The 18,748-nt window shown below is 72.2% G+C and carries 19 protein-coding genes; 10 read left to right on the top strand and 9 right to left on the bottom strand.

Features of this window, described 5'->3' with window-relative positions; genetic code table 11:
• The first annotated feature begins 39 nt into the window (after nucleotides 1-39).
• From SM611_RS23100 to SM611_RS23135, 8 genes are all read left to right on the top strand, one after another.
• Entirely contained in the window at nucleotides 40-915 is an 876-nt protein-coding gene (locus SM611_RS23100; RefSeq protein WP_371951974.1) for a hypothetical protein, read from the top strand.
• A complete protein-coding gene (locus SM611_RS23105; protein WP_371951975.1) occupies nucleotides 912-2,156 on the top strand; it encodes an efflux RND transporter periplasmic adaptor subunit in 1,245 nt (414 codons plus the stop codon). Before SM611_RS23100 ends, SM611_RS23105 begins: the two co-directional genes overlap by 4 nt.
• Nucleotides 2,153-2,905 carry an ABC transporter ATP-binding protein gene (locus SM611_RS23110; RefSeq protein ID WP_371951976.1) on the top strand — a complete coding sequence of 251 codons (753 nt, stop codon included), beginning with the start codon at nucleotides 2,153-2,155 and terminating at the stop codon, nucleotides 2,903-2,905. Before SM611_RS23105 ends, SM611_RS23110 begins: the two co-directional genes overlap by 4 nt.
• Nucleotides 2,902-4,161 carry an ABC transporter permease gene (locus tag SM611_RS23115; protein ID WP_371951977.1) on the top strand — a complete coding sequence of 420 codons (1,260 nt, stop codon included), beginning with the start codon at nucleotides 2,902-2,904 and terminating at the stop codon, nucleotides 4,159-4,161. The genes SM611_RS23110 and SM611_RS23115 overlap by 4 nt, the downstream gene beginning before the upstream one ends.
• Nucleotides 4,162-4,274: 113 nt before the next feature.
• The gene (locus tag SM611_RS23120; RefSeq protein WP_371951978.1) at nucleotides 4,275-5,792 is read left to right on the top strand and encodes an AMP-binding protein; all 1,518 of its coding nucleotides are present in this window, start codon (nucleotides 4,275-4,277) and stop codon (nucleotides 5,790-5,792) included.
• Between the two features lie 21 nt (nucleotides 5,793-5,813).
• Nucleotides 5,814-6,059: an acyl carrier protein gene (locus tag SM611_RS23125; RefSeq protein WP_371951979.1), complete on the top strand. Its 246-nt coding sequence runs from the start codon at nucleotides 5,814-5,816 to the stop codon at nucleotides 6,057-6,059.
• Nucleotides 6,056-6,724 carry a GNAT family N-acetyltransferase gene (locus SM611_RS23130; RefSeq protein ID WP_371951980.1) on the top strand — a complete coding sequence of 223 codons (669 nt, stop codon included), beginning with the start codon at nucleotides 6,056-6,058 and terminating at the stop codon, nucleotides 6,722-6,724. Before SM611_RS23125 ends, SM611_RS23130 begins: the two co-directional genes overlap by 4 nt.
• Nucleotides 6,725-6,802: 78 nt before the next feature.
• Complete coding sequence (locus SM611_RS23135) at nucleotides 6,803-7,396, top strand: hypothetical protein (protein ID WP_371951981.1); 594 nt, start codon at nucleotides 6,803-6,805, stop codon at nucleotides 7,394-7,396.
• 119 nt (nucleotides 7,397-7,515) lie between these two features.
• Here SM611_RS23135 and SM611_RS23140 read toward each other — a convergent pair whose 3' ends face one another.
• Nucleotides 7,516-9,096, bottom strand: a complete 1,581-nt coding sequence (locus SM611_RS23140; protein ID WP_371951982.1) for a serine/threonine-protein kinase — start codon at nucleotides 9,094-9,096, stop codon at nucleotides 7,516-7,518.
• Between the two features lie 331 nt (nucleotides 9,097-9,427).
• Between SM611_RS23140 and SM611_RS23145 the strand changes: the two genes are divergently transcribed.
• Nucleotides 9,428-10,012 carry a TMEM165/GDT1 family protein gene (locus tag SM611_RS23145; RefSeq protein ID WP_371951983.1) on the top strand — a complete coding sequence of 195 codons (585 nt, stop codon included), beginning with the start codon at nucleotides 9,428-9,430 and terminating at the stop codon, nucleotides 10,010-10,012.
• A gap of 102 nt (nucleotides 10,013-10,114) precedes the next feature.
• On the opposite strand, the gene SM611_RS23150 is transcribed toward SM611_RS23145, so the two are convergent.
• The 4 genes from SM611_RS23150 to SM611_RS23165 form a co-directional block, all read right to left on the bottom strand.
• Nucleotides 10,115-10,708, bottom strand: coding sequence for a TetR/AcrR family transcriptional regulator (locus SM611_RS23150; protein ID WP_371951984.1), 594 nt, complete (start codon nucleotides 10,706-10,708; stop codon nucleotides 10,115-10,117).
• Nucleotides 10,709-10,758: 50 nt separating this feature from the next.
• Nucleotides 10,759-11,418 (bottom strand): ABC transporter ATP-binding protein, encoded by a 660-nt coding sequence (locus SM611_RS23155; RefSeq protein WP_371952160.1) that lies wholly within the window; start codon nucleotides 11,416-11,418, stop codon nucleotides 10,759-10,761.
• A gap of 71 nt (nucleotides 11,419-11,489) precedes the next feature.
• A complete protein-coding gene (locus SM611_RS23160; protein ID WP_371951985.1) occupies nucleotides 11,490-12,620 on the bottom strand; it encodes an ABC transporter permease in 1,131 nt (376 codons plus the stop codon).
• 235 nt (nucleotides 12,621-12,855) lie between these two features.
• Nucleotides 12,856-14,280 (bottom strand): aldehyde dehydrogenase family protein, encoded by a 1,425-nt coding sequence (locus SM611_RS23165; RefSeq protein ID WP_371951986.1) that lies wholly within the window; start codon nucleotides 14,278-14,280, stop codon nucleotides 12,856-12,858.
• A gap of 193 nt (nucleotides 14,281-14,473) precedes the next feature.
• Here SM611_RS23165 and SM611_RS23170 point away from each other — a divergent pair, with 193 nt between their 5' ends.
• Complete coding sequence (locus SM611_RS23170) at nucleotides 14,474-14,866, top strand: YkvA family protein (RefSeq protein ID WP_371951987.1); 393 nt, start codon at nucleotides 14,474-14,476, stop codon at nucleotides 14,864-14,866.
• Nucleotides 14,867-14,956: 90 nt separating this feature from the next.
• Here the strand turns inward: SM611_RS23170 and SM611_RS23175 are convergent, their stop codons facing one another.
• From SM611_RS23175 to SM611_RS23190, 4 genes are read right to left on the bottom strand one after another with little or no spacing between them, the layout of a single operon-like run.
• On the bottom strand, nucleotides 14,957-15,571 hold the full coding sequence (locus tag SM611_RS23175) for a GTP-binding protein (RefSeq protein ID WP_371951988.1): 615 nt from the start codon (nucleotides 15,569-15,571) through the stop codon (nucleotides 14,957-14,959).
• A complete protein-coding gene (locus tag SM611_RS23180) occupies nucleotides 15,549-15,920 on the bottom strand; it encodes a DUF742 domain-containing protein (protein WP_371951989.1) in 372 nt (123 codons plus the stop codon). Before SM611_RS23180 ends, SM611_RS23175 begins: the two co-directional genes overlap by 23 nt.
• A gap of 6 nt (nucleotides 15,921-15,926) precedes the next feature.
• Complete coding sequence (locus SM611_RS23185; protein WP_371951990.1) at nucleotides 15,927-16,376, bottom strand: roadblock/LC7 domain-containing protein; 450 nt, start codon at nucleotides 16,374-16,376, stop codon at nucleotides 15,927-15,929.
• Nucleotides 16,373-18,601 (bottom strand): sensor histidine kinase, encoded by a 2,229-nt coding sequence (locus SM611_RS23190; RefSeq protein WP_371951991.1) that lies wholly within the window; start codon nucleotides 18,599-18,601, stop codon nucleotides 16,373-16,375. The genes SM611_RS23185 and SM611_RS23190 overlap by 4 nt, the downstream gene beginning before the upstream one ends.
• Between the last annotated feature and the right edge of the window lie 147 nt (nucleotides 18,602-18,748).

Consider the following 18,748-nt stretch of genomic DNA (forward strand, 5'->3'; position numbering starts at 1 on the left):
GGCCGCAGGCACGCGCTGCCTGCGGCCCTCCTGCCGACTGTGCTGGCGGCGCTCATGCTCCTCGGGGGCTGCGCGGCCGGGGGCGGCCCCGGTGAGAGCGGTGGCGAGCCCGCCATCGGCTCGCCTCCGGTCATCCGGGACGGAACGCAGATCAAGCTTCCGCTGGACGCCTACATGCCCGAGGAAGGAGTTCTCGGGAAAGCGAACGATCTTCTGCTGCAGGACTGCGTACGGCGGTACGGCTTCTCGCTCGGAGCCGCCGCCGCGCCGAGGCCGCGCCCCCGGAACGAACGGCGTTTCGGAATCGTCGACGCGGAGGTCGCGGCTCGGCACGGCTATGGCCTTCCTCCGGAAGCGAAGGCGGGCGCGACGGGCCAGCAGCGGCAACTCGCCGTCCCGAACCCGCCTCCCACCGAAGTCCTCTACGGCCGTGCGAGCGATTCCTCTCGGCAGACGGTCCAGAACTACGCGGGGAAGCCCGTTCCGGCCGGCGGGTGCATCGGCGAGGTGCGGGCACGGCTCTCCTCCGGAGCTCCCGCCCGCGCCGACATCAGGCTCGGAGAGCGGCTCGCCAACCAGGCCCACGCCCAGGCCGAGCACGACAGCCGGGTGACCAGCGCATGGGCCCTGTGGAGCCGTTGCATGGCCAAGCTGGGCTATACGTACAAGACACCGTGGGACGCGCACGACGATCCGCAGTGGCAGCGGAGGGAATCGGCCGGTTCCCGGGAGATCCGCACCGCCCGGGCGGACATCGCCTGCCGGAACGAGACCAATATGGTCGGCATCTGGCTGGCCGTGGAGTCGGCCTACCAGCGCCGGCTCGTCGAGAAGAACTCGCTGGCTCTCGCGGAGACCAAGAAACTCCTCGACGCGTTGCAGCGCAACGTGGCCGACGTCATGGCGGGCCGATGACGGCGGCCCCCGATCCCGCGCGCCGGCGTCCCGCGCTCGCCGCGCTGGTCGCCGCCGCGGTGGTGGTGGCGCTTGCGGGGTCGGGCGCCTCCACGATGGTGAAGTCGCCGCAACAGGTGGCGGCGGAGGCGGAGCCGCCGGTCGCCTCGGTGATCTCCGCACCCGTGGAACGTCGGGTGCTGCGTGAGACGGTCGTCCTGCGCGGCACCGTCGCTCCCGGCAAGACGATCAAAGTGGCCGCGCCCGAGGTCGGTGCGGGCAGGGCCGTGATCACGCGAGCCGCGGTGCGGAAGGGGCAGCGGATCGGCGCGGGCAGCGTGGTGGCCGAGGTCTCGGGGCGGCCGGTCATCGCGCTGCCGGGCCGGATCCCCGCGTACCGCGACGTCAAGCAGGGCGCCAAGGGGCCGGACGTCCGGCAGCTGCGGGCGGCGCTCGGCGGCCTCGGCTACCGGGTCGGTGACTCGTCCGAAGCCTTCGGGGCGTCGGCCGCGGCGGCGGTGAGGCGGCTCTACTCCGACCGGGGTTACGACGCGCCCACCGAAGAGATGGCGCCGGCGGACGCTCCTTCCGCCCGGTCCGGGGACGGCGCCGGCGGCGGGGACCGGGGACGAGCGCCCAAGCCGGAGAGGCGGGCGTACCTGAGCTCGGGCGAAGTGCTGTTCGTCCCGAGGTTTCCGGCCCGCGTGGTGGACGTGAAGGCGCGCCTGGGGGACCCGGCCAAGGGGACGATCCTCGAACTGTCGGCCGAGGACCTCGTGGCGCGGGGCTCGCTGTCCGCCGCCGACCGTGAGCTGGTCGACGTGGGGATGCGAGTGACGATCTTCGCGGACGAGACCGGTCTGGAGGCGGCGGGCCGGGTGGCGTCGATCGGCGAGTTCGCCGGCAGCGGGGGCGCCGGCGACGAAGCCGCGGGCACCGGGGAGGACGGCGCCGGACGGGAGGCCGAGCCGGGGCACCCGATCAAGGTCAAGGGACTCAAGCCGCTCTCGCGGCGGTTCACGGGCCGCGACGTCCGGTTGACGATCGAGACGGCGTCGACCGGCGGACCGGTGCTGGTGGTGCCCGCATCGGCGATCTTCGCGAGCGCGGACGAGTCGACGCAGGTGATCAAACTGCTGGCCGGCGGACGGCGGCAGCGGATCCCGGTGCGCACCGGGGCCACCGGGAACGGGTTCGTGGAGGTGGCGCCGACCGGATCCGCCCGGCTCGCGCCGGGCGATCGCGTGGTGGTCGGCGCATGACCCCGGCCGAGCTTCTGGAGAGCACCGGACCGTCCTCCGTCATCGAGTTCGCGGGGGTGGCGAAGCGTTATCCGGGCCCGCCGCCGGTAACCGCGCTGCATCCCGCGGACCTGGTGATCCGGCGGGGCGACCACACGGCGGTCCTCGGGCCGTCGGGGGCGGGAAAGTCGACGTTCCTGAACATCACCGGCCTGCTGGCCCGGCCGAGCGAGGGCGTCTACAGGCTGGACGGGATCGACACGGCCGACCTGTGCGAACGCGACCGCACGGCGCTGCGCGGGCGGCGCATCGGGTTCGTCTTCCAGTCCTTCCATCTGCTTCCGCATCGCTCGGCGCTGGAGAACGTGATGCTGTCGATGCTCTACACCGGCGTGCCGCGCGGCAAGAGGCGCGCGCGGGCCGCCGCGACGCTGGACCGGGTGGGCCTGGCGCGCCGGGCACAGGCGCCGGCCGGCGTGTTGTCGGGCGGGGAACGCCAGCGGGTGGCGATCGCGCGGGCGCTGGTCAACCGGCCGAGCCTGCTGCTGTGCGACGAGCCGACCGGCAACCTCGACACCGCCACGGCGGCGACGGTGCTGGAACTGATCCGCGAACTGCGCGCGGACGGCTTCACGGTGGTGGTGGTCACGCACGATCCGAGTGTGGCCGCGGGCGCCGAGCGGGCGGTGGTGATCCGGGACGGCGTGCTCACCGAGGCCGAGCCGCGGAGCCTCGCCTCGGGCGTCGCGCAGGTGGGTGAGGAGGGATGAGGCCGCGGAACCGGCGCCGGGACGCGGTGCGGCCGACCCGGCTGTCGGTCCGGGACGCCGCGGACGAGGCGGTGGCCGCGATCGTGGCCCGTCCGGCGCGGGCCGCGTTGACGGTGCTGGGGACGCTGCTGGGAGTGGCGGCGTTCGTCGCGGTGCTCGGGCTGACGGCGACCACGTCCGGGCAGATCTCGCAGCGCTTCACCGCCCTGGCGGCCACCGAGGTGGTCGTGGAGGACGCTCCGGCCGACCCGGCGCTGGCCGGTCCCGCGTTCCCGCCCGATATCGAGGCGCGGCTGACCGGCCTGAACGGTGTCGAGGCGGCGGGTGTCCACTGGCAGGCCACGCTCGGCTCCGACGGGTCGAAGACGGAGATCAGCGCGCGTCCGCCCTCGGTCCGGCGCGAACCCGGCGAATCCCTCACCGTGGTCGCCGCTTCGCCCGGCTATCTGGACGCGATCCATGCGACCGTCGGTACCGGACGCCTGTACGACGCGTTCCACCAGAAGGAGCGGCAGCGTGTCGCCCTCTTGGGGAAGGCCGCCGCGCGGCGGCTGGGGATCGTCCGGCTGGACCACCAACCCGCGATCTTCGTCGGCGACACGGGCCTGACCGTGATCGGCATCGTCGACGACGTCCGGCGCCGGCCCGAGACCCTCCTGTCGGTGCTCGTGCCGTCCTCGACGGCGACGGCGTTGTGGGGTGAGCCGGGGAGCCGGGAAGGGCAGCCGCCCAAGGTGCTCATCGAGACCCGGCTGGGCGCGGCCCAGCTGATCGGCGGCCAGGCCGCCCTGGCCATCCGGCCCGATCAGCCGGAACGGTTCAAGGTGACCGTCCCGCCCGACCCGAGGCAGCTCCGGGAGCAGGTCGACACCGACCTCGGCGCCCTCTTTCTCGCGCTGGCCGGAATCTGCCTCGTCATCGGAGCGGTCGGCATCGCCAACACCACCCTGGTGGCCGTTCTCGAACGAACGGCCGAAATCGGGTTACGCCGATCCCTCGGCGCTCGCGGACGACATGTCGCGGCCCAGTTCCTGTCCGAGTCGGCCGCCCTCGGACTGCTCGGCGGGCTCATCGGGACGAGCGCCGGAGTCTGCACCGTCGTGGCGGTGGCCATCGCCCGGCACTGGACCCCCGTCCTGGAGCCGCTGACCGTCCTTCCCGCCCCGTTCGTCGGGGCGGTCACGGGCCTTCTCGCGGGGCTCTACCCGGCTTGGCGCGCCTCCCGGATCGAGCCGGCGGAAGCGCTCCGCCGCTGAAGGCGAACAATTGTTTCCATCCTGCGCATTTATTCAATACGGCACCCGGTTCTCCCGGCAGAATGACTGACGGCGACGTTCGCAATCTAATTTCGTGATCCTGGGAGGTTGAGATGACGGTGACTTTTCTGTCCCCTCAGGGGCAGGTCGCGTGGAGCCGCGAACAGATCGAAGAAATGTCTTCCGAGCTGGCATCGCGCCTGATGGCGTGCCATGGCGAAGGCGGCTGCCGCATCGCGGTCATCGGGGACACTTCGTCGGCGAGTGCGCTCCTGGCGCGAGCGGCGCTCGTCGCCGGATTCCAGATCACCTTTCTCGGCATGGTCGGCCGAGCACCGGCGATGATGGCCTCGCTGCGCGAACGACTGGACCAGCTCCGGCCGGACATCGTCGTCGGCCCGGGTCTGGAGATACGCGATCTCGCCACCGGAGCGCAGCGGGTGGCCATCGAGGACCTGCTCGATCCGCCGCTGCGGAGGCGTTCACGCCGAGGGGCGTGCGACGGTTTCGAGCCGGCACGGTTCAGGCTGGTGCAGTTCACGAGCGGAACGACCGGCGAGCCGCGGCCCGTCACGATCTCCCGCGACGCTCTCGAAAGCAATCTGGAGTCGCTGCGCCGCCGGTTCCGGGCATCGGCCGACGACTCGATCTTCTCCTGGCTTCCGCTCAACCACGACATGGGGCTCGTCGGCACCGTCCTGCTCTCCGACCACCTCTCGTGCCGCCTCACCCTCTGCTCGCCGAGGACGTTCCTGGCGCACCCCGGCATGTGGGAGCGGTGGATCACGGCGGCGCGGCCGACCTCCATTCCCGCGCCCAACAGCGGGTGGTCGCTCCTCTCCCACCGGGCGGGCGGACGGGACCGGTCGGCGGTGCGGCACGCCCTGGAATCGCTGCGGGTGGCCATCATCGGCGCGGAGCCGATCGATCCGGTCCTCTGCGAGCGCCTGGTGACCGGGCCGGCGCGGCTGCTGCCCCCCGGCAGCCTCGTCCCGGCGTACGGGCTGGCGGAGGCGACCCTGGCGGTGAGCGCCGAGCCTCCCGGCAACCCGCCCGTCATCGTGGACGCCGCCGGAACGGATGAATCGGGCGGGGACGCCCGGGTGGTCTCGACGGGCATGCCCCTGGACGGCCTGTCGGTGAGCATCCGCGACGGCGATCGAGAACTCGGAGACCGCGAGATCGGCGAGATAACCGTCCACGGCTCGTCCCTGGCGGACGAGTACAGGGATGAGCCCGGAGGTCTCGCGACCGGGGACGAGGGTTTCACGGTGGGGTCCCGCCTGTTCGTCACAGGCCGGCGAAAGGATCTCATCAAGGTGCACGGCCGCCGGGTCTTCCCCCACGAGATCGAGCGCCTCGCCGAGTCGTCCGGCCTGGTCCGGCGCGGTCGGACGGTCGCCTTCTCGCTCTCGTCCCCGCCGCCGGAGCGGTCGGTCCTCCTCATCGAGCCCGCCAAGGGCACGCGATCACAGCACCGGGAGATGGAGGATCACCTGAGGCGCCTCGTGCTGGAGAGCCTGGGCGTCCGACTCGACATCATCAGCGTGGTCGAGCCCGGCTCCATTCCGAAGACGACATCCGGAAAGCTGAAGCGGAACGATGCTCGATCGATATTCCTGTCCGCCTGAGAAGAAGTCTGCGAGGTCCCGATGCTGACCCGAGTCCGCCTCATAGAGGTTATCTCCGAGCTCATCGACCGCCCTCTCGACAGCGAGAGCCGAACCCAGTCCTGGGCGGAACTCGGTGTCGATTCAGTGAAAGCCACGGAGCTCCTCATCCACCTGGAGGAGGTACTTCCCGCGATGGATGCGCGAGGAATCGAAACGGCGCTCTATCTGTCCAGTACCCCGCACGAGCTGGTGGCTCGCCTGACCGAGTTGAGCAGGACCAGATGACACGGGACCTTTCGCGATCGGGAATGCTGGCCCGGCAGATCACCCTGCACGGGAAAAGGGTGGTCCTCCGCCCTGTCGAGCCGACCGACTACGACTTCATTCTGCAATTGTCGACGAGCTCCCACATCACCTACCGGTGGCGTACGCGCGGCACCACGCCGAGCCCTCCGGACTTCCAGGCGATGCTGTGGCGCGGGGTGCTGTGCCAGTTCCTGATCGAGCGGTCGAGTGACGGAGAGCCACTCGGACTCATCAGCGCCTACAACGCCGACTTCCGCAACCAGACGGCCTACCTCGCGATACTCATGCGCGACCACCGCGGCGGGGCGATCTGGACCTTCGACGGCATGGCGCTCTTCCTCAACTACCTCTTCGCGAACTTCAACCTCCGGAAGATCTACGCCGAGACGTCCGAGCTGAGCTCCTGGACTTTCGCGAGCGGTGCCGGGCGCTACTTCGAGGTCGAAGGCACCCTGCGCGAGCACGAGTACTACGGCGGCCGCTACTGGGACACGTACGTCCTCGCCTTCTGGCGCCACGACTGCGAGTCCTTCCTCGAAAAGCTGCTGCCGACCATCACAGAGGAACCCCCAACGGACGGCCGCCCGGCAACCGCACCCGCCCGGCCTCCCAACGACCCGGAACCCTTCACGGACCCGACCTAGGCAGTGGCCGATCGGGTCCGGCCCGCAGTACGCGAGCTTCTGGTTCAAGGCGGTGCCGGCGAACGGGAGACTGGGGCAATGTCAGACTCGTGGGTACACGTCGGTCGGCTCTGGACCAACGGCGAACCGTTTCTCGCACTCGACGCCGCGCTTCGTGAGGCATGGCACGGCTCCAGCGACGACGAGTTCGACCGGATCCTCGGACTCGGTCCGGAGGACACCGGCATCCTCGTCGGCACCGAACGAGCGGCCCTCGTCGGCGGCGACGGGGTCGTCCGCGACGACAGTTGGATCGAGGTCTTCGAGGCGGCGAGCGGCCACATCGCCATCGTTCAGGCCAGCGGTGCAGACTATCCGGCGGCACTGGCCAGAGCGCTTCACTACCCGACCGCAGAGGACGAAGACGGGGACACGCTGAACGTGCGCAGTGGCACGCTTGCCATCTTCAGCGCCGCGGTCGACGGCACCGGCCCGCATTCCGTGCCCCTGCTGGCGGCCCGGCCCGGACCAGTGCCGCCCGTCCACGGCCCGCCCTCTCCCGGTGTGGACCCGGGCCTCCTGTTGGCGACCGCGCACACCGCCTACAGGCTCAAGGTCCGCTGGTACACCGAACTCGAGGAGGACGACTGCTTCGCCCGATGGCTCCTCGTTCCAGTAGAGGCCAAGGACTGAGTTCGGGGGTGGTTCTTGGGCTGGGGGCGTCGTGAGGTCAGTTGAGGCGGAAGGCCAGTAGTGCGTTGCCGTGTGCGGCGGCGTGGCTTCCCCCGGCCGGTCGTTCCGGGGGCTATGCGTCATTGCCGCCGCAGCCCTCTTACTTCGCGCGACCAGATGAACGGCTGCACACCGAACCAGATCACGCCGAGGAACAGGAATGAGAGGAAGAGGGAGTTGTCCAAGTTGTCATTGAAGGAGCCGCCGTCCAGGACCTTCAGGCCCGATCCCGCCAGCTTGTAGGCGGCCACCGGCCAGAGCAGGGCCACGATGCCCTGGACGAGCACGACCGTGATGATCAGGGCTTGGCGGGCGGGCGGGGCCGTCACCCGTCCGGCGAGCGAGGGGTTCACCGCGGCGGAGGCCAGCAGCAACGCGAGCGCGCCCAGGAGCCAGGCGAGCTGGAGTGTGTCGTTGGGGTCGACGGCCTCCGCGATCCGGTTGTTCTGGTAGGCGTAGACGGCGAGGGCTTCCAGATGAAGGCCGTTGAGGATGGCGAAGAGCAGGCTGAGGACGAGCCCCGGCCGGTGCGGCTGGAACCACATGACGCAAAGCAGGACGGACGCCGTGATCCACGGCAGCGGCAGGATGATCAGCGTCTCCGGTGAATAGACCCGCAGGGTGCGCGTGATGCCGGGCCCGGACCACGGCCCGACCAGGTAGACCAGCATGGACAGCGCGGTGCACACGACCGCCGCCCTGACGAGGAGGCGTTGGCCGCGCCGGAGCGGGACGTCGCCGGGGGAGGCGCGGAGGAGCGCGGTGCGGAGCGGCCCGTGCGGGATGCGCGGCCCGACCTCGGGCGCGGTCGCGTCGACGCCGCCGGCATCCGACTCGGCGGTGCGGACGAGGACGGCGTTGAACAGGTCGCGCACCTGGGCGGGGTGGAGCCGTTCGTCGGGGTCCTTGCGGAGCAGCCCATCGATGGCCTGCGCGAGTGGGCCGCCGCACCGGGGGGCGGGCGGTCGCCGGGTGGCGATCGCGACGAAGACGGCGCCGTGGCCGGGGCCGTCGAAGGGGCGGCGGCCCTCGACCGCCGCGTACAGGGTGGCGGCCAGGGACCACAGGTCCGAGGCCGGGGTGACCGGGCCGCCCTCCACCTGTTCGGGGGACATGTAGGCGGGCGTGCCCAGCACCATGCCCGAACGGGTGATCGTGGCATCGCCCTCCAGCGCGGCGATGCCGAAGTCGGTCAGCAGCACCCGGTCGCCTTCCAGTAGCACGTTGGCGGGCTTGACGTCCCGGTGGACCACGCCCTGGGCGTGCGCGGCCGACAGCGCGTCCAGCATCGCCAGCCCGATTTCCGCGACCTGACGCGGCGGCAGCGCCCCCCGCTCGCGCAGGACGTCCCCGAGGGACCGGCCTTGGACGAGTTCCATGACGATCCAGGGACGGCCGTCCTCGCCCGTCACCCGGTCGTGGACGGTGACGATGCCGGGATGCCGCAGCCGCGCGGCGGCGCGGGCCTCGCGCTCCATCCGCGCGTACCAGTCACGCCGTTGTTGATCGGTGACCTGTTCGGGGACCAGAAGCTCCTTGACGGCGACCGTGCGGTCCAGGTCCATGTCGTGTGCCCGCCACACCGACCCCATCCCGCCCTGGCCGATCCGGTCGAGCCTGCGGTACCGGCCCGCCAGGACCCCGTCGCCATCCCAACTCATGATCAGAACCTATCGGGGCGTAGTGGCGGCGGGCGGTGGAGCGGCGGATGCCGTCCCCGGCGGCCCGGTGTGCGGGGATCGGCTACACTCGGGCTCGGCGAAGGGGAGTAGCCCTGTAAAACCGCTGGTCGACATGCTGGACGTCCCAGGACGTCCCGGCCACCGGGCCCGCCGCGTCAGCGCGGAGGGCGGGCGAGACCTTCGGCCACGGCATGATCCGGCCTGCGCGACCGTGCGGGCCGGTACGTCCTGCCGGGCCGAGTGGTCCCCTGGCGCCCATCCCGGGCGCCGGCCCGAGCACGAGGCCCGGCGCCGGCAGAAGGCTTCGTTCATGACCCTGGACCCTCTGGCGTTCCTCACCGCATTCGGGTTGATCTTCCTCGCCGAGCTTCCCGACAAGACGATGTTCGCCTCGCTGGCGATGGGTACGCGGATGCGTCCGCTGTACGTGTGGTTCGGCACGTCCACGGCGTTCATCGTGCACGTCGCGATCGCGGTGGGCGCCGGCAGCCTGCTCAGCCTCCTGCCGGGCATGGCGGTCAAGCTGGTGTCGGCCGCCCTGTTCGCCTTCGGCGCGGTCATGCTGCTGCGCGGCGGCGGGGACGAGGACGACGACGATCAGGGCGGGCAGGCGATCACCCGGTTCTGGCCGTCCTACGCCGCCGCCTTCACGGCCGTGTTCATCAGTGAGTGGGGCGATCTGACCCAGATCACCACCGCCAACCTGGCCGCCACCAACGGGTGGCTCCCGACGGCGATCGGCTCGGCCGCCGCGCTGATGTCGGTGTCGGCCCTGGCCCTGCTGGCGGGCCGGTTCATCGCCAAGAAGGTCCCGCTGAAGGTCGTGCAGCGCATCGGCGGTGCGTGCATGGCCGGCCTGGCCGTCTGGACGCTCATCGAGGCGTTCACCGGCTGAGGCCGCCCTTGTGGAGCGTCGTCACCGGCGAGGCCGGCCGGCGGACCGCGGTCCCTCATCGGCGATCGTCGAGCTGGCCATCGCCTGGCGTCGGGACGGACGTCACTCCGACTGCGGCGTCGCGGGGAGGAGGTACGGCGCGAGCAGTTCGCGGGCGAGGCGGCGGGCGGCGCGTTCGGCCAGGCCGTCCTCGATCATGCGGGTCAGGGCGTAGACGATCGACTGGATGAGTTCGGCCGTCCTCGCGGGGTCGGGCGCGCCGTGCTCGGCGAGGGCCTCGCGGAGGGGCGTCTGGAGCTGGTCGTGGAGGAGCCGGCTGGAGTTGGCCAGTGCGTCGGTGCGGCCGGTGGCCGCGAGGGCGCGGGCCAGCGCGTGGTCCCCGCGGGCGACGAGGCGGAGGTTGGCGTTGACGTAGGCCAGCACCCGGTCGCCGGGGGACCCGGCCTTCCCCATCCGCGCCTGGACGTAGGCGGACCAGCGGGGGAAGGTGTCGACGATGAGGGCGTCGAGCAGGTCGTCGCGTGACGTGAAGTAGGCGTACACGCTGGAGCGGGCGAGCCCGGCCCGGCGGGCGACGTCCGCCAGGCTGGGGGCTCGCTCGGCCTCCTCGGACAGCAGGGTGCGGGCCGCGTCGAGCAGGGCGGCCCGCTGCGCGGCGCGATGCTCCGCGATGGTCGGCGCCTGGATCTTCGGCATGCGACCCCCTTCCCACCCGCCCGCCGTGCCCGCCGTGCTCCGTCGGCACGTCAGGCGTGCGCGGTGAGGCGCCCGTCGATCATCTCGTACACGGTGTCACAGTGTTCGAGCACATCGTGGTCGTGGGTCACCATGATGGCCGCCACGCCATGGTGCTGCGCCTCGCGGGCGAGCAGGCGGACGATCTCGTGGCTGCGCGCCCGGTCCAGTGCGGCGGTGGGCTCGTCGACGAGCAGCACGCTCGGCTCGGTCACCAGGGCCCGGGCGATGCCGACGCGTTGCCGTTCCCCGCCGGACAGCTGGTGCGGGTACCGGTCGGCCTTGTCGGCCATCCCCACGTCCTCCAGCAGCGCGAGCGGGTCGCGGCCGGAGCGCCGGCGGCGCGGCCGGAACCGCAGCGGCAGCCGGAGCTGGTCGCGGGCGGTGAGCGCCGGGACCAGGTTGCCGGACTGGAACACGAACCCGATGTGCTCGCGCCGCAGTTTCGCCTTGGCCCGCGCGCCCGCCGCCGTGATGTCGAGCCCCGCGACCGTGACCGTGCCCCGGTCCGGGCGGGCGAGCCCGCCGGCGACCGCGAGCAGGCTCGACTTCCCGGAGCCGGACGGGCCGACGATGGCGGCCAGCTCCCCGGGTCGCACCAGGAGGTCGACGTTGTCGAGGGCCTGCACGGTCTCGGTGCCGTCGCCGTGCTGGAGGCAGACGCCCTCCATGACCAGTCCCGGGCGGCCGGGCGCGGGAGCGTCGTCCTCCCTCGGCCCGGCGGTCGGCGTGGTCTGGCCGGTCATCGGTTTCCTCCAAGGGCGGTGGCCGGGTCGATGGACGCGATGCGGACGACGGCGGCACCGGCGCCGACGAGTCCGAGCAGGACGATCCCCGCGGCGGCGGTCGTGATGCTGGGCGCGCTGAGCGCGAACGGCGCCCCGCCGCCGGTGACGAGCGAGCCGAGGCCGACTCCGATTCCCGCGCCGATCGCGACGGCGACCAGCAGCAGGATGAACGCCTGGCTGAGCGCGTCGCGCAGCAGCCAGCCCCTCGACGCGCCCATGGCGCGCAGGACGGCGACCTCGTGCTTGCGCTGGATCGCCCAGACGGCGAAGAACGCCCCGACGACCAGCGCGGAGATGGCGTACAGGAATCCCTGGATGAGCTGCAGCGTGGACGTCTCGGCGGTGTAGCCGGGCGAGGCGCCGTAGGACTTCTCCAGGGTGAGGCTCTCGGTGCCGGCGGCGGCGTCCCCTGCGGTGAGATCCACCGAGGCGCCGGGTTCCGCGCGCACCGCCACCGCGGTGATGTCCCGGGCGGCGTGCGGGGGCACCGGTTCGCCCGGCCGCGCCCCGGCCTTGATCAGCTGCCAGGTCTCCAGGGGCACGTAGGCGACGTCGACATGTCCGAAGGTGTCCTGCCGCGCGGTGGTTCCGATGACCCGCAGCTTCGTCCCGAGGCGGTCGACGGTGATCGTGTCGCCGATGCGCAGGCCGGCGTCCAGTGCCGTGCCGCTGACGACGATGCCGTCCGGGCCGTTCAGCCGCGAGCCCTCGCTGGCCTTGGGCGAGAGGAACGAGTCCGGCGCCACCCCGAACAGGGCGAGGTCGATGTCCACGCCCCGGTCGCTCTTGGCGTTCACGAGCGTGTTGCCGAAGGGGGCCGCCTCGGCCACGCCCGGCCGGCTCCGCCACGCGTCCACGGCGGACGTCTCCACCACGCTCCGGGAGAAGGCGGAGTCGTGCTGGACGCCGCGCTCGAACGCGAAGGAGGTGACCGGCAGGTTCTGCAGCCCGGACACCCCGTCCTTGACCAGCCCCACCGACAACCCGGACAACATGACCATGAGGATCGCGATCAACCCCACCACGGCGCCCATCAGCCCGAACCGGACCTTGGCGAACCGCAGCTCGCGAAGTGCGAGGAACATCAGCCCCACACCCGCCTTCTTGTCGACATCATGTCGATAACATACCAACACGTTGTCGCTAACCGTCCCCGGGGTCGCCCGCGGCGCCCGCGTACGGGCGGCGGCGAAGGGCGGGCGCCTTCCGGGAGGTGAGAAACCCGACCCGCCGCGGGCCACGGCTCCTACGAAGGGCCTCGGGACGCCGGAGCCGGCCTCGCGCGCTCGGGAGTCGCGGGCGAGACCGGCTCGGGGCGGTTCAGGAGTTGTGGCCCATGATGGCCTTGGTCTCCAGGAACTCCTCGAACCCGTACTCGCCCCATTCGCGGCCGTTGCCCGACTGGCGGTAGCCGCCGAACGGCGCGTTGAAGTCGAGTCCGGCGCCGTTGAGGTGGACGTTGCCGGTGCGGATGCGGCGGGCCATCGCGCGGGCGCGGTCGGGGTCGCCGGAGATGTAGCCCGACAGGCCGTACTGGGTGTCGTTGGCGATGCGCACGGCGTCGTCGTCGTCCTCGTAGCCGATCAGCACCAGCACCGGCCCGAAGATCTCCTCGCGCGCGATCGTCATGTCATTGGTGACGTGGGAGAACACTGTCGGGCGCACGTAGTACCCGGTCTCCAGGCCCTCGGGCCTGCCGGGACCGCCGACCTCCACCTTGGCGCCCTCGCCGATGCCCTTCTCGATGAGCTGCTGGATCCGGCTGTACTGGGTGGCCGAGACGACCGGGCCGATCGTGGTGGTCTCGTCGCGCGGGTCGCCGACCGTGATGTTCCGGGACGCCTCCGCGGCGATCGCGGCGGCCTCGTCCATGCGGGAGGCCGGGACGAGCATCCGCGTCGGGGCGTTGCAGGACTGCCCGGAGTTGGTGCACATGCCCGCCACGTCCCGGGAGATGACGGCCTGGAGGTCGGCGTCGTCCAGGATGATGTTGGCCGACTTGCCGCCGAGCTCCTGGGCGACGCGCTTGACGGTCGGGGCGGCCGAGCGGGCGACCTCGATGCCGGCGCGGGTCGAGCCGGTGAAGGACACCATGTCGACGTCCGGGTGCGCCGAGAGCGGCGCGCCGACGCCGAGTCCGTCGCCGTTGACGAGGTTGAAGACGCCCGCGGGCACCCCCGCCTCGTCCAGGATCTCGGCGAACAGGACGGCGTTCAGCGGCGCGACCTCCGACGGCTTGAGCACCATCGTGCAGCCCGCGGCCAGGGCCGGCCCGACCTTGCAGGTGATCTGGTTGAGCGGCCAGTTCCACGGGGTGATGAGCCCGCAGACCCCCGCCGGCTCCCGGACGACGACGGTGGAGCCCAGCTCCCGCTCGAACTCGTAGCCGGCCAGCACGGCCCGCGCGGTGGCGAGGTGTCCGAGGCCGGCGGGCGCCTGCGCCGCCCGCGCGAGCGACAGCGGCGCGCCCATCTCCTGGCTGATGACGTCGGCCAGGTCCTCCAGCCGGCGGCCGTAGACGGAGATGACGCTGTCGAGCAGGTCGAGGCGCTCCTGCTTGGTGGTCAGCGAGTACGACTCGAACGCGTCCTTGGCCGCGGCGACGGCGGCGTCCACGTCGTCCGCGCCGCCCATGGCGATGGACGTGATGGGCTGTTCTGTGGCCGGGTTGATGACCTCGATCGTCCTGTCGGTGCGCGGCGCGACCCACTGGCCGCCGATGTAGAACTGCTGGACGTGGTCCACGGATTTCCTCCCTAAGGCACGGCGCGCTCGGGGCCGCCGACAGCCAATCCGAACCGGGTTCTACTGGCTCCCGGGGCCTCAGCATAGGCCGCTCACCGGGGTTGGGACCATGCCGCGACATGTCGTCGGTCCTCGGCCGAGTGAAACCGGCTCGGACGGCAATACCGGAGAACACGTCCCCCCGGAGGTTCGCATGGTGTGGCTCGGAGTCGTCCTCGTCGTCGCGGGTGCCGTTCCGGTGCTCACCGTGGACGGTGACCTGGGAGGCGTCGACGCCACCGTCGCGGGGGCCGTCGTGCTGGCCGCCGGTGCGATCCTGCTGGTCGCGGGCATCCTGAGGCTGCGCGGGCGCCGCCGTGGCGGGGCGCCGGGCACGGCCGCGCGGGCCTACTACCGGACCCCGACCGGCAAGGTCGTCGCGATGGTGATCGCGGTGGTCTACATCGTCTCCCCGATCGACCTGATCCCGGACGTCTTCCTGCCGTTCGGGATCGTCGACGACGCCACCGCCCTCACCTGGCTGCTCTTCGCGCTCGGCCAGGAGTACACCCGACGCTCCCGCGCCGATCGCCGCACCCCCTCCTGACGCCCCTCGCCCGGGGGGTCCACGAGCGCCGCTGGGTGAGCCTCCAGCCGGGGGAGCGGCACTACCCCCGATCTGAGAACGCCGGGCGGGTCAGTTCCGGGTCGTGGCTCCGGTGGCGAGCCCTTCCTGCTCGTAGCGCCGGATGGCGTGCTCGACCAGGGCGACGAGCGGTTCCTTGGCCGACGCGCGGTGGCGGGCGTCGCACAGCAGCACCGGGACCTGCGGGCCGATGTCCAGGGCCGTGCGGATCTCCTCCTCGGTGTAGGGGTGGGCGTCGTCGAAGCAGTTGACCGCGATCACGAACGGGGCGCCGCGCTGCTCGAAGTAGTCGATCGCGCCGAAGCTGGCGGTGATCCGGCGGGTGTCGACCAGCACCACCGCGCCCAGGGCACCGCGCGAGAGCTCCTGCCACATGAACCAGAAGCGCTCCTGGCCCGGCGTCCCGAACAGGTACAGCACGACGCCCTGGCTGAGGGTGATCCGGCCGAAGTCCATCGCGAGCGTGGTGGTGCTCTTGCGGGCTATGCCCCGCATGTCGTCGACGCCCGCGCTCATCTCGGTCATGTACTCCTCGGTGCGCAGCGGCCGGATCTCGCTGACGGCCCCGACGAGCGTCGTCTTGCCGGCGCCGAACCCGCCGGCGACGAGGATCTTGAACGCCAGGCGCGGGCCGTCCTCGGTCTCAGAGGGCGCGTAGCTCGTCACGGATTCTCCTCAGGATGTCCAGGTCGGGCCGTTCGTTGGCGGTGTCGCGCACGATGGTCAGCAGGCCGAGCTCGATCAGGTCGCCGACCAGGACCGCGACGACGCCGAACGGCAGGCCCAGATCCGAGGCCAGGTCGGCCGGCGTGCGCGAACGCCGGCACAGGGCGAGGATCCGCTCCTGCTCGTAGGGCAGGCGGCCCGCCTCGGGGACGGGGCGTCCCGTCGCGGCCAGGATGCTGACGATGTCGAGGCGCTCGCCCCGCGGCCGGGTGCGGCCGCGGGTGATGGCGTACGGGCGGACGAGCGGGCCGGCGTCCGCGTCGACCCAGCGTTCCCGATGGCTGTCCACGGCCGCTCACCCCGGGCTGATCGGCGGCGCGCCCGTCCGCGGCGGTGCCGCCAGGTGCCGTCCGACCCGTTTGACCAGCGTGGTCATCTCGTAGGCGATCAGCCCGGCGTTGGAGCCGGCCTCGCTCAGCAGCGCGAGGCAGCTGCCCTGCCCCGCCGGAACCACGAAGAACAGCCCGGCCTCCAGCTCGATGACGGCCTGCCGGACGTGGCCGGCGTCCAGATGGGGCTGGGCGCCGTTCGCGACGCTGTAGAGGCCCGCGGCCAGCGCCGCCAGGTACTCCGCCTCGTCCCTGCCCATGCTGCCGCACGCGCTGATCACCAGCCCGTCGCGGGACAGCACGAGCACCTTGCGGATCTGCCCGACCCGGGCGACGAGGTCGTCGAGCATCCAGCCGAGCTGCCCGGTGTCCTCGGGCAGTGCGGTCGGCCCCTCCCACGTGCCGCGCCCCGTCATGCGTTCTCCCCTCTGTCGTCGCGTCCGCGGCTCCAGCCGTCCTGGAGCGAGTCCCAGAGGTCGCGCGCGCCCTCGGCCGGCCGGTCGGGCGGATCCGCCGGGGGTCGCCCGCCCGCGGCGGACGGCGCCGGCCCGCTCTCGGCGGGGCCGCTCACGGTCTCGCGCAGCTGGGGGGCGAGGTTGGCGAGCTTCTCCCGGCGCGGCAGGACGGGACGGGGCGCGTGCGGCGTCGCCATGTCGCGCGGCCCGGCGGCCTCGGCGGGGCTCTGGGCGATCCACGGTGCCGGCTGCGCGGCCGCCGCGGGCGCCGCCGGCTGGGGCGCCGCCTCCTGCGGGACCTCGTTCCACGCGCTCGGGGCCGGTCCCGCGAGCGCGCCCACGACGAGCCCTCGGGGCAGCACCACGACGGCGGTCGTGCCGGTGTAGGCCGATTCCTGGAGGACGACCCGGGCGCCCTGGCGGGCGGCGAGGCGGGACACGACGAAGAGGCCGAGCCGCTCGGTGTCGGCGAGGTCGAACTCCGGGGGCCTCGACAGCAGGTCGTTGAGCCGGGCGCGCTCGGCCGCGTCGATCCCGATGCCGCGGTCGATGATCTCCACGGCGAACCCGTTGCCGACGGTCCCGCCGCGCACGACGATCTCGGTGTTGGGCGGGGAGAACGCCGCGGCGTTCTCGATGAGCTCGGCGAGCATGTGGACGACGTCGGCGACCGCGTCCCCGACCAGGGCGGCCTCCTCGTTGATCGCCACCTCGACCCGCTCGTAGTCCTCCACCTCCGAGATCGCGGCGCGCAGGACGTCCTCCATCCGGGCCGGTCTGCTCCAGGCCCGGCCCGGCGACGCGCCGGAGAGGATGACCAGGCCCTCGGCGTGCCGCCGCATGCGGGTGGTGAGGTGGTCGAGCCGGAACAGGTCCTGCAGGACCTCGGGGTCGGTCGCCCGGCGCTCCATCTCGTCGAGCATGCGCAACTGCCGGTGGAGCAGCGACTGGCTCCGCCACGCCAGGTTGAGGAAGACGCGGTTGATCCCGCGCCGCAGCATCGACTCGCCGACCGCGCTCTGCACCGCCACGCGCTGCGCCTGGGTGAAGGCCTCGGCGACCCTGCCGATCTCCGTCGTGCGGCCCGCCGCCAGCGCGGGCGCTTCGGCGTCCATATCGACGCGCTCGCCCCGCCGCAGCCGGGTGACCAGGCGCGGCAGGCGCTCCTCCGCCATCATGCGGGCGGCCCCCTGCAGGTCCCGGAGCTCGCGGGCGAGCCTCCGGCCGAACAGGAACGACAGCAGGATCGAGGCGATCACGGCGAGCAGCCCCACGCCGCCCGCCACGACGAGCCGGGTCACGATGCGCTCGCCGATCGGCTCGGCCTGCTCGATCAGGATGGCGCCGGCCGCGAGCACCGCCTGCCCGAGCGCCTGGACGACCCTCGGGCCGACCTCGTTGAACCCGCCGGTGGTCCGCGCGGGGAGCCGGGACCCGGCGTCCGCGAGGACGGCCTGCTCCAGCTGCCGGTACCGGGCGAAGTCGGGGGACTCGGTGACCTGCCGCAGCCGGTCCAGCATGGCGCCGGACATCCCGCCGATGCCGGTGTCGAAGTACTGGCGTGACGCGCCGGTCCACCGCGCGAACGCCGACCGCTCCTCGGCGCTCAACCGCCCGCGGCTGATGCTCGCGGCGCCGACCAGCGAGATCTGGCGCTGCGTGAACTCCACCGCCCAGCTGACGTTGGTCAGCGCGCGGCTGGACTGGTAGACGCCCAGGTCGTTGATCACGACGAGGCTGTCGAACAGCTCGTAGGCCGAGGAGATCACGGCGCCGTAGCCGTCGACGACCTCCAGCCGGGTGAGCGTCTGCCGGTCCACCGAGGCGCGCAGCGCGTCCAGCCGGTCGAGCTGGGCCACCAGTTCGGCCAGCCGCCGCTTCACCAGCCGCGCGAAGTCGCCCTCGATCCTCGTGCCCAGGGCCGAGCGGCGGAACGCGGCCTCGGCCGCGTCGGTCCTGGCCCGCTGGGCGGTCAGCGCGCCGCCGTTGCGGCCCCCCGTCCCGACATAGACGACGGCCTGGGCCCGCTCCAGCTGCAACTGGGTCGACAGGGTGCTGCCCGGCAGGCCGATGAGGTCGTTGGCCTGCGAGATGGTCCGCTTGCTGACCGCGGGCCCGAGCGTCACGCTCGCCGCGAAGCTCCACAGCCCGACGAGCGACACCAGCGGCACGACGAGCAGGATCACCAGCTGTGTCCGGATCGTGCGCCTCCGCCGCGGCCTGCGAGGTGTCGGGGGCGGATCCTCGTCCGCTCGGTGAGACTCGTCGTGTTTCAGGCGTCGCATCGTCACTCTCCCCGGAACTGCACTGATCCTGTATCGCTACGGACGGGG

It is taken from the genome of Actinomadura monticuli (assembly GCF_041463655.1).
Taxonomy (GTDB): domain Bacteria; phylum Actinomycetota; class Actinomycetes; order Streptosporangiales; family Streptosporangiaceae; genus Spirillospora; species Spirillospora monticuli.

Coding starts and splice junctions, on each gene's coding strand:
- SM611_RS23105 (WP_371951975.1), top strand. CDS start 912: ATGACGGCGGCCCCCGATCCCGCGCGCCGGCGTCCCGCGCTCGCCGCG.
- SM611_RS23110 (WP_371951976.1), top strand. CDS start 2,153: ATGACCCCGGCCGAGCTTCTGGAGAGCACCGGACCGTCCTCCGTCATC.
- SM611_RS23115 (WP_371951977.1), top strand. CDS start 2,902: ATGAGGCCGCGGAACCGGCGCCGGGACGCGGTGCGGCCGACCCGGCTG.
- SM611_RS23120 (WP_371951978.1), top strand. CDS start 4,275: ATGACGGTGACTTTTCTGTCCCCTCAGGGGCAGGTCGCGTGGAGCCGC.
- SM611_RS23125 (WP_371951979.1), top strand. CDS start 5,814: ATGCTGACCCGAGTCCGCCTCATAGAGGTTATCTCCGAGCTCATCGAC.
- SM611_RS23130 (WP_371951980.1), top strand. CDS start 6,056: ATGACACGGGACCTTTCGCGATCGGGAATGCTGGCCCGGCAGATCACC.
- SM611_RS23135 (WP_371951981.1), top strand. CDS start 6,803: ATGTCAGACTCGTGGGTACACGTCGGTCGGCTCTGGACCAACGGCGAA.
- SM611_RS23140 (WP_371951982.1), bottom strand. CDS start 9,096: ATGAGTTGGGATGGCGACGGGGTCCTGGCGGGCCGGTACCGCAGGCTC.
- SM611_RS23145 (WP_371951983.1), top strand. CDS start 9,428: ATGACCCTGGACCCTCTGGCGTTCCTCACCGCATTCGGGTTGATCTTC.
- SM611_RS23150 (WP_371951984.1), bottom strand. CDS start 10,708: ATGCCGAAGATCCAGGCGCCGACCATCGCGGAGCATCGCGCCGCGCAG.
- SM611_RS23155 (WP_371952160.1), bottom strand. CDS start 11,418: ATGGAGGGCGTCTGCCTCCAGCACGGCGACGGCACCGAGACCGTGCAG.
- SM611_RS23160 (WP_371951985.1), bottom strand. CDS start 12,620: ATGTTCCTCGCACTTCGCGAGCTGCGGTTCGCCAAGGTCCGGTTCGGG.
- SM611_RS23170 (WP_371951987.1), top strand. CDS start 14,474: ATGGTGTGGCTCGGAGTCGTCCTCGTCGTCGCGGGTGCCGTTCCGGTG.
- SM611_RS23185 (WP_371951990.1), bottom strand. CDS start 16,376: ATGACGGGGCGCGGCACGTGGGAGGGGCCGACCGCACTGCCCGAGGAC.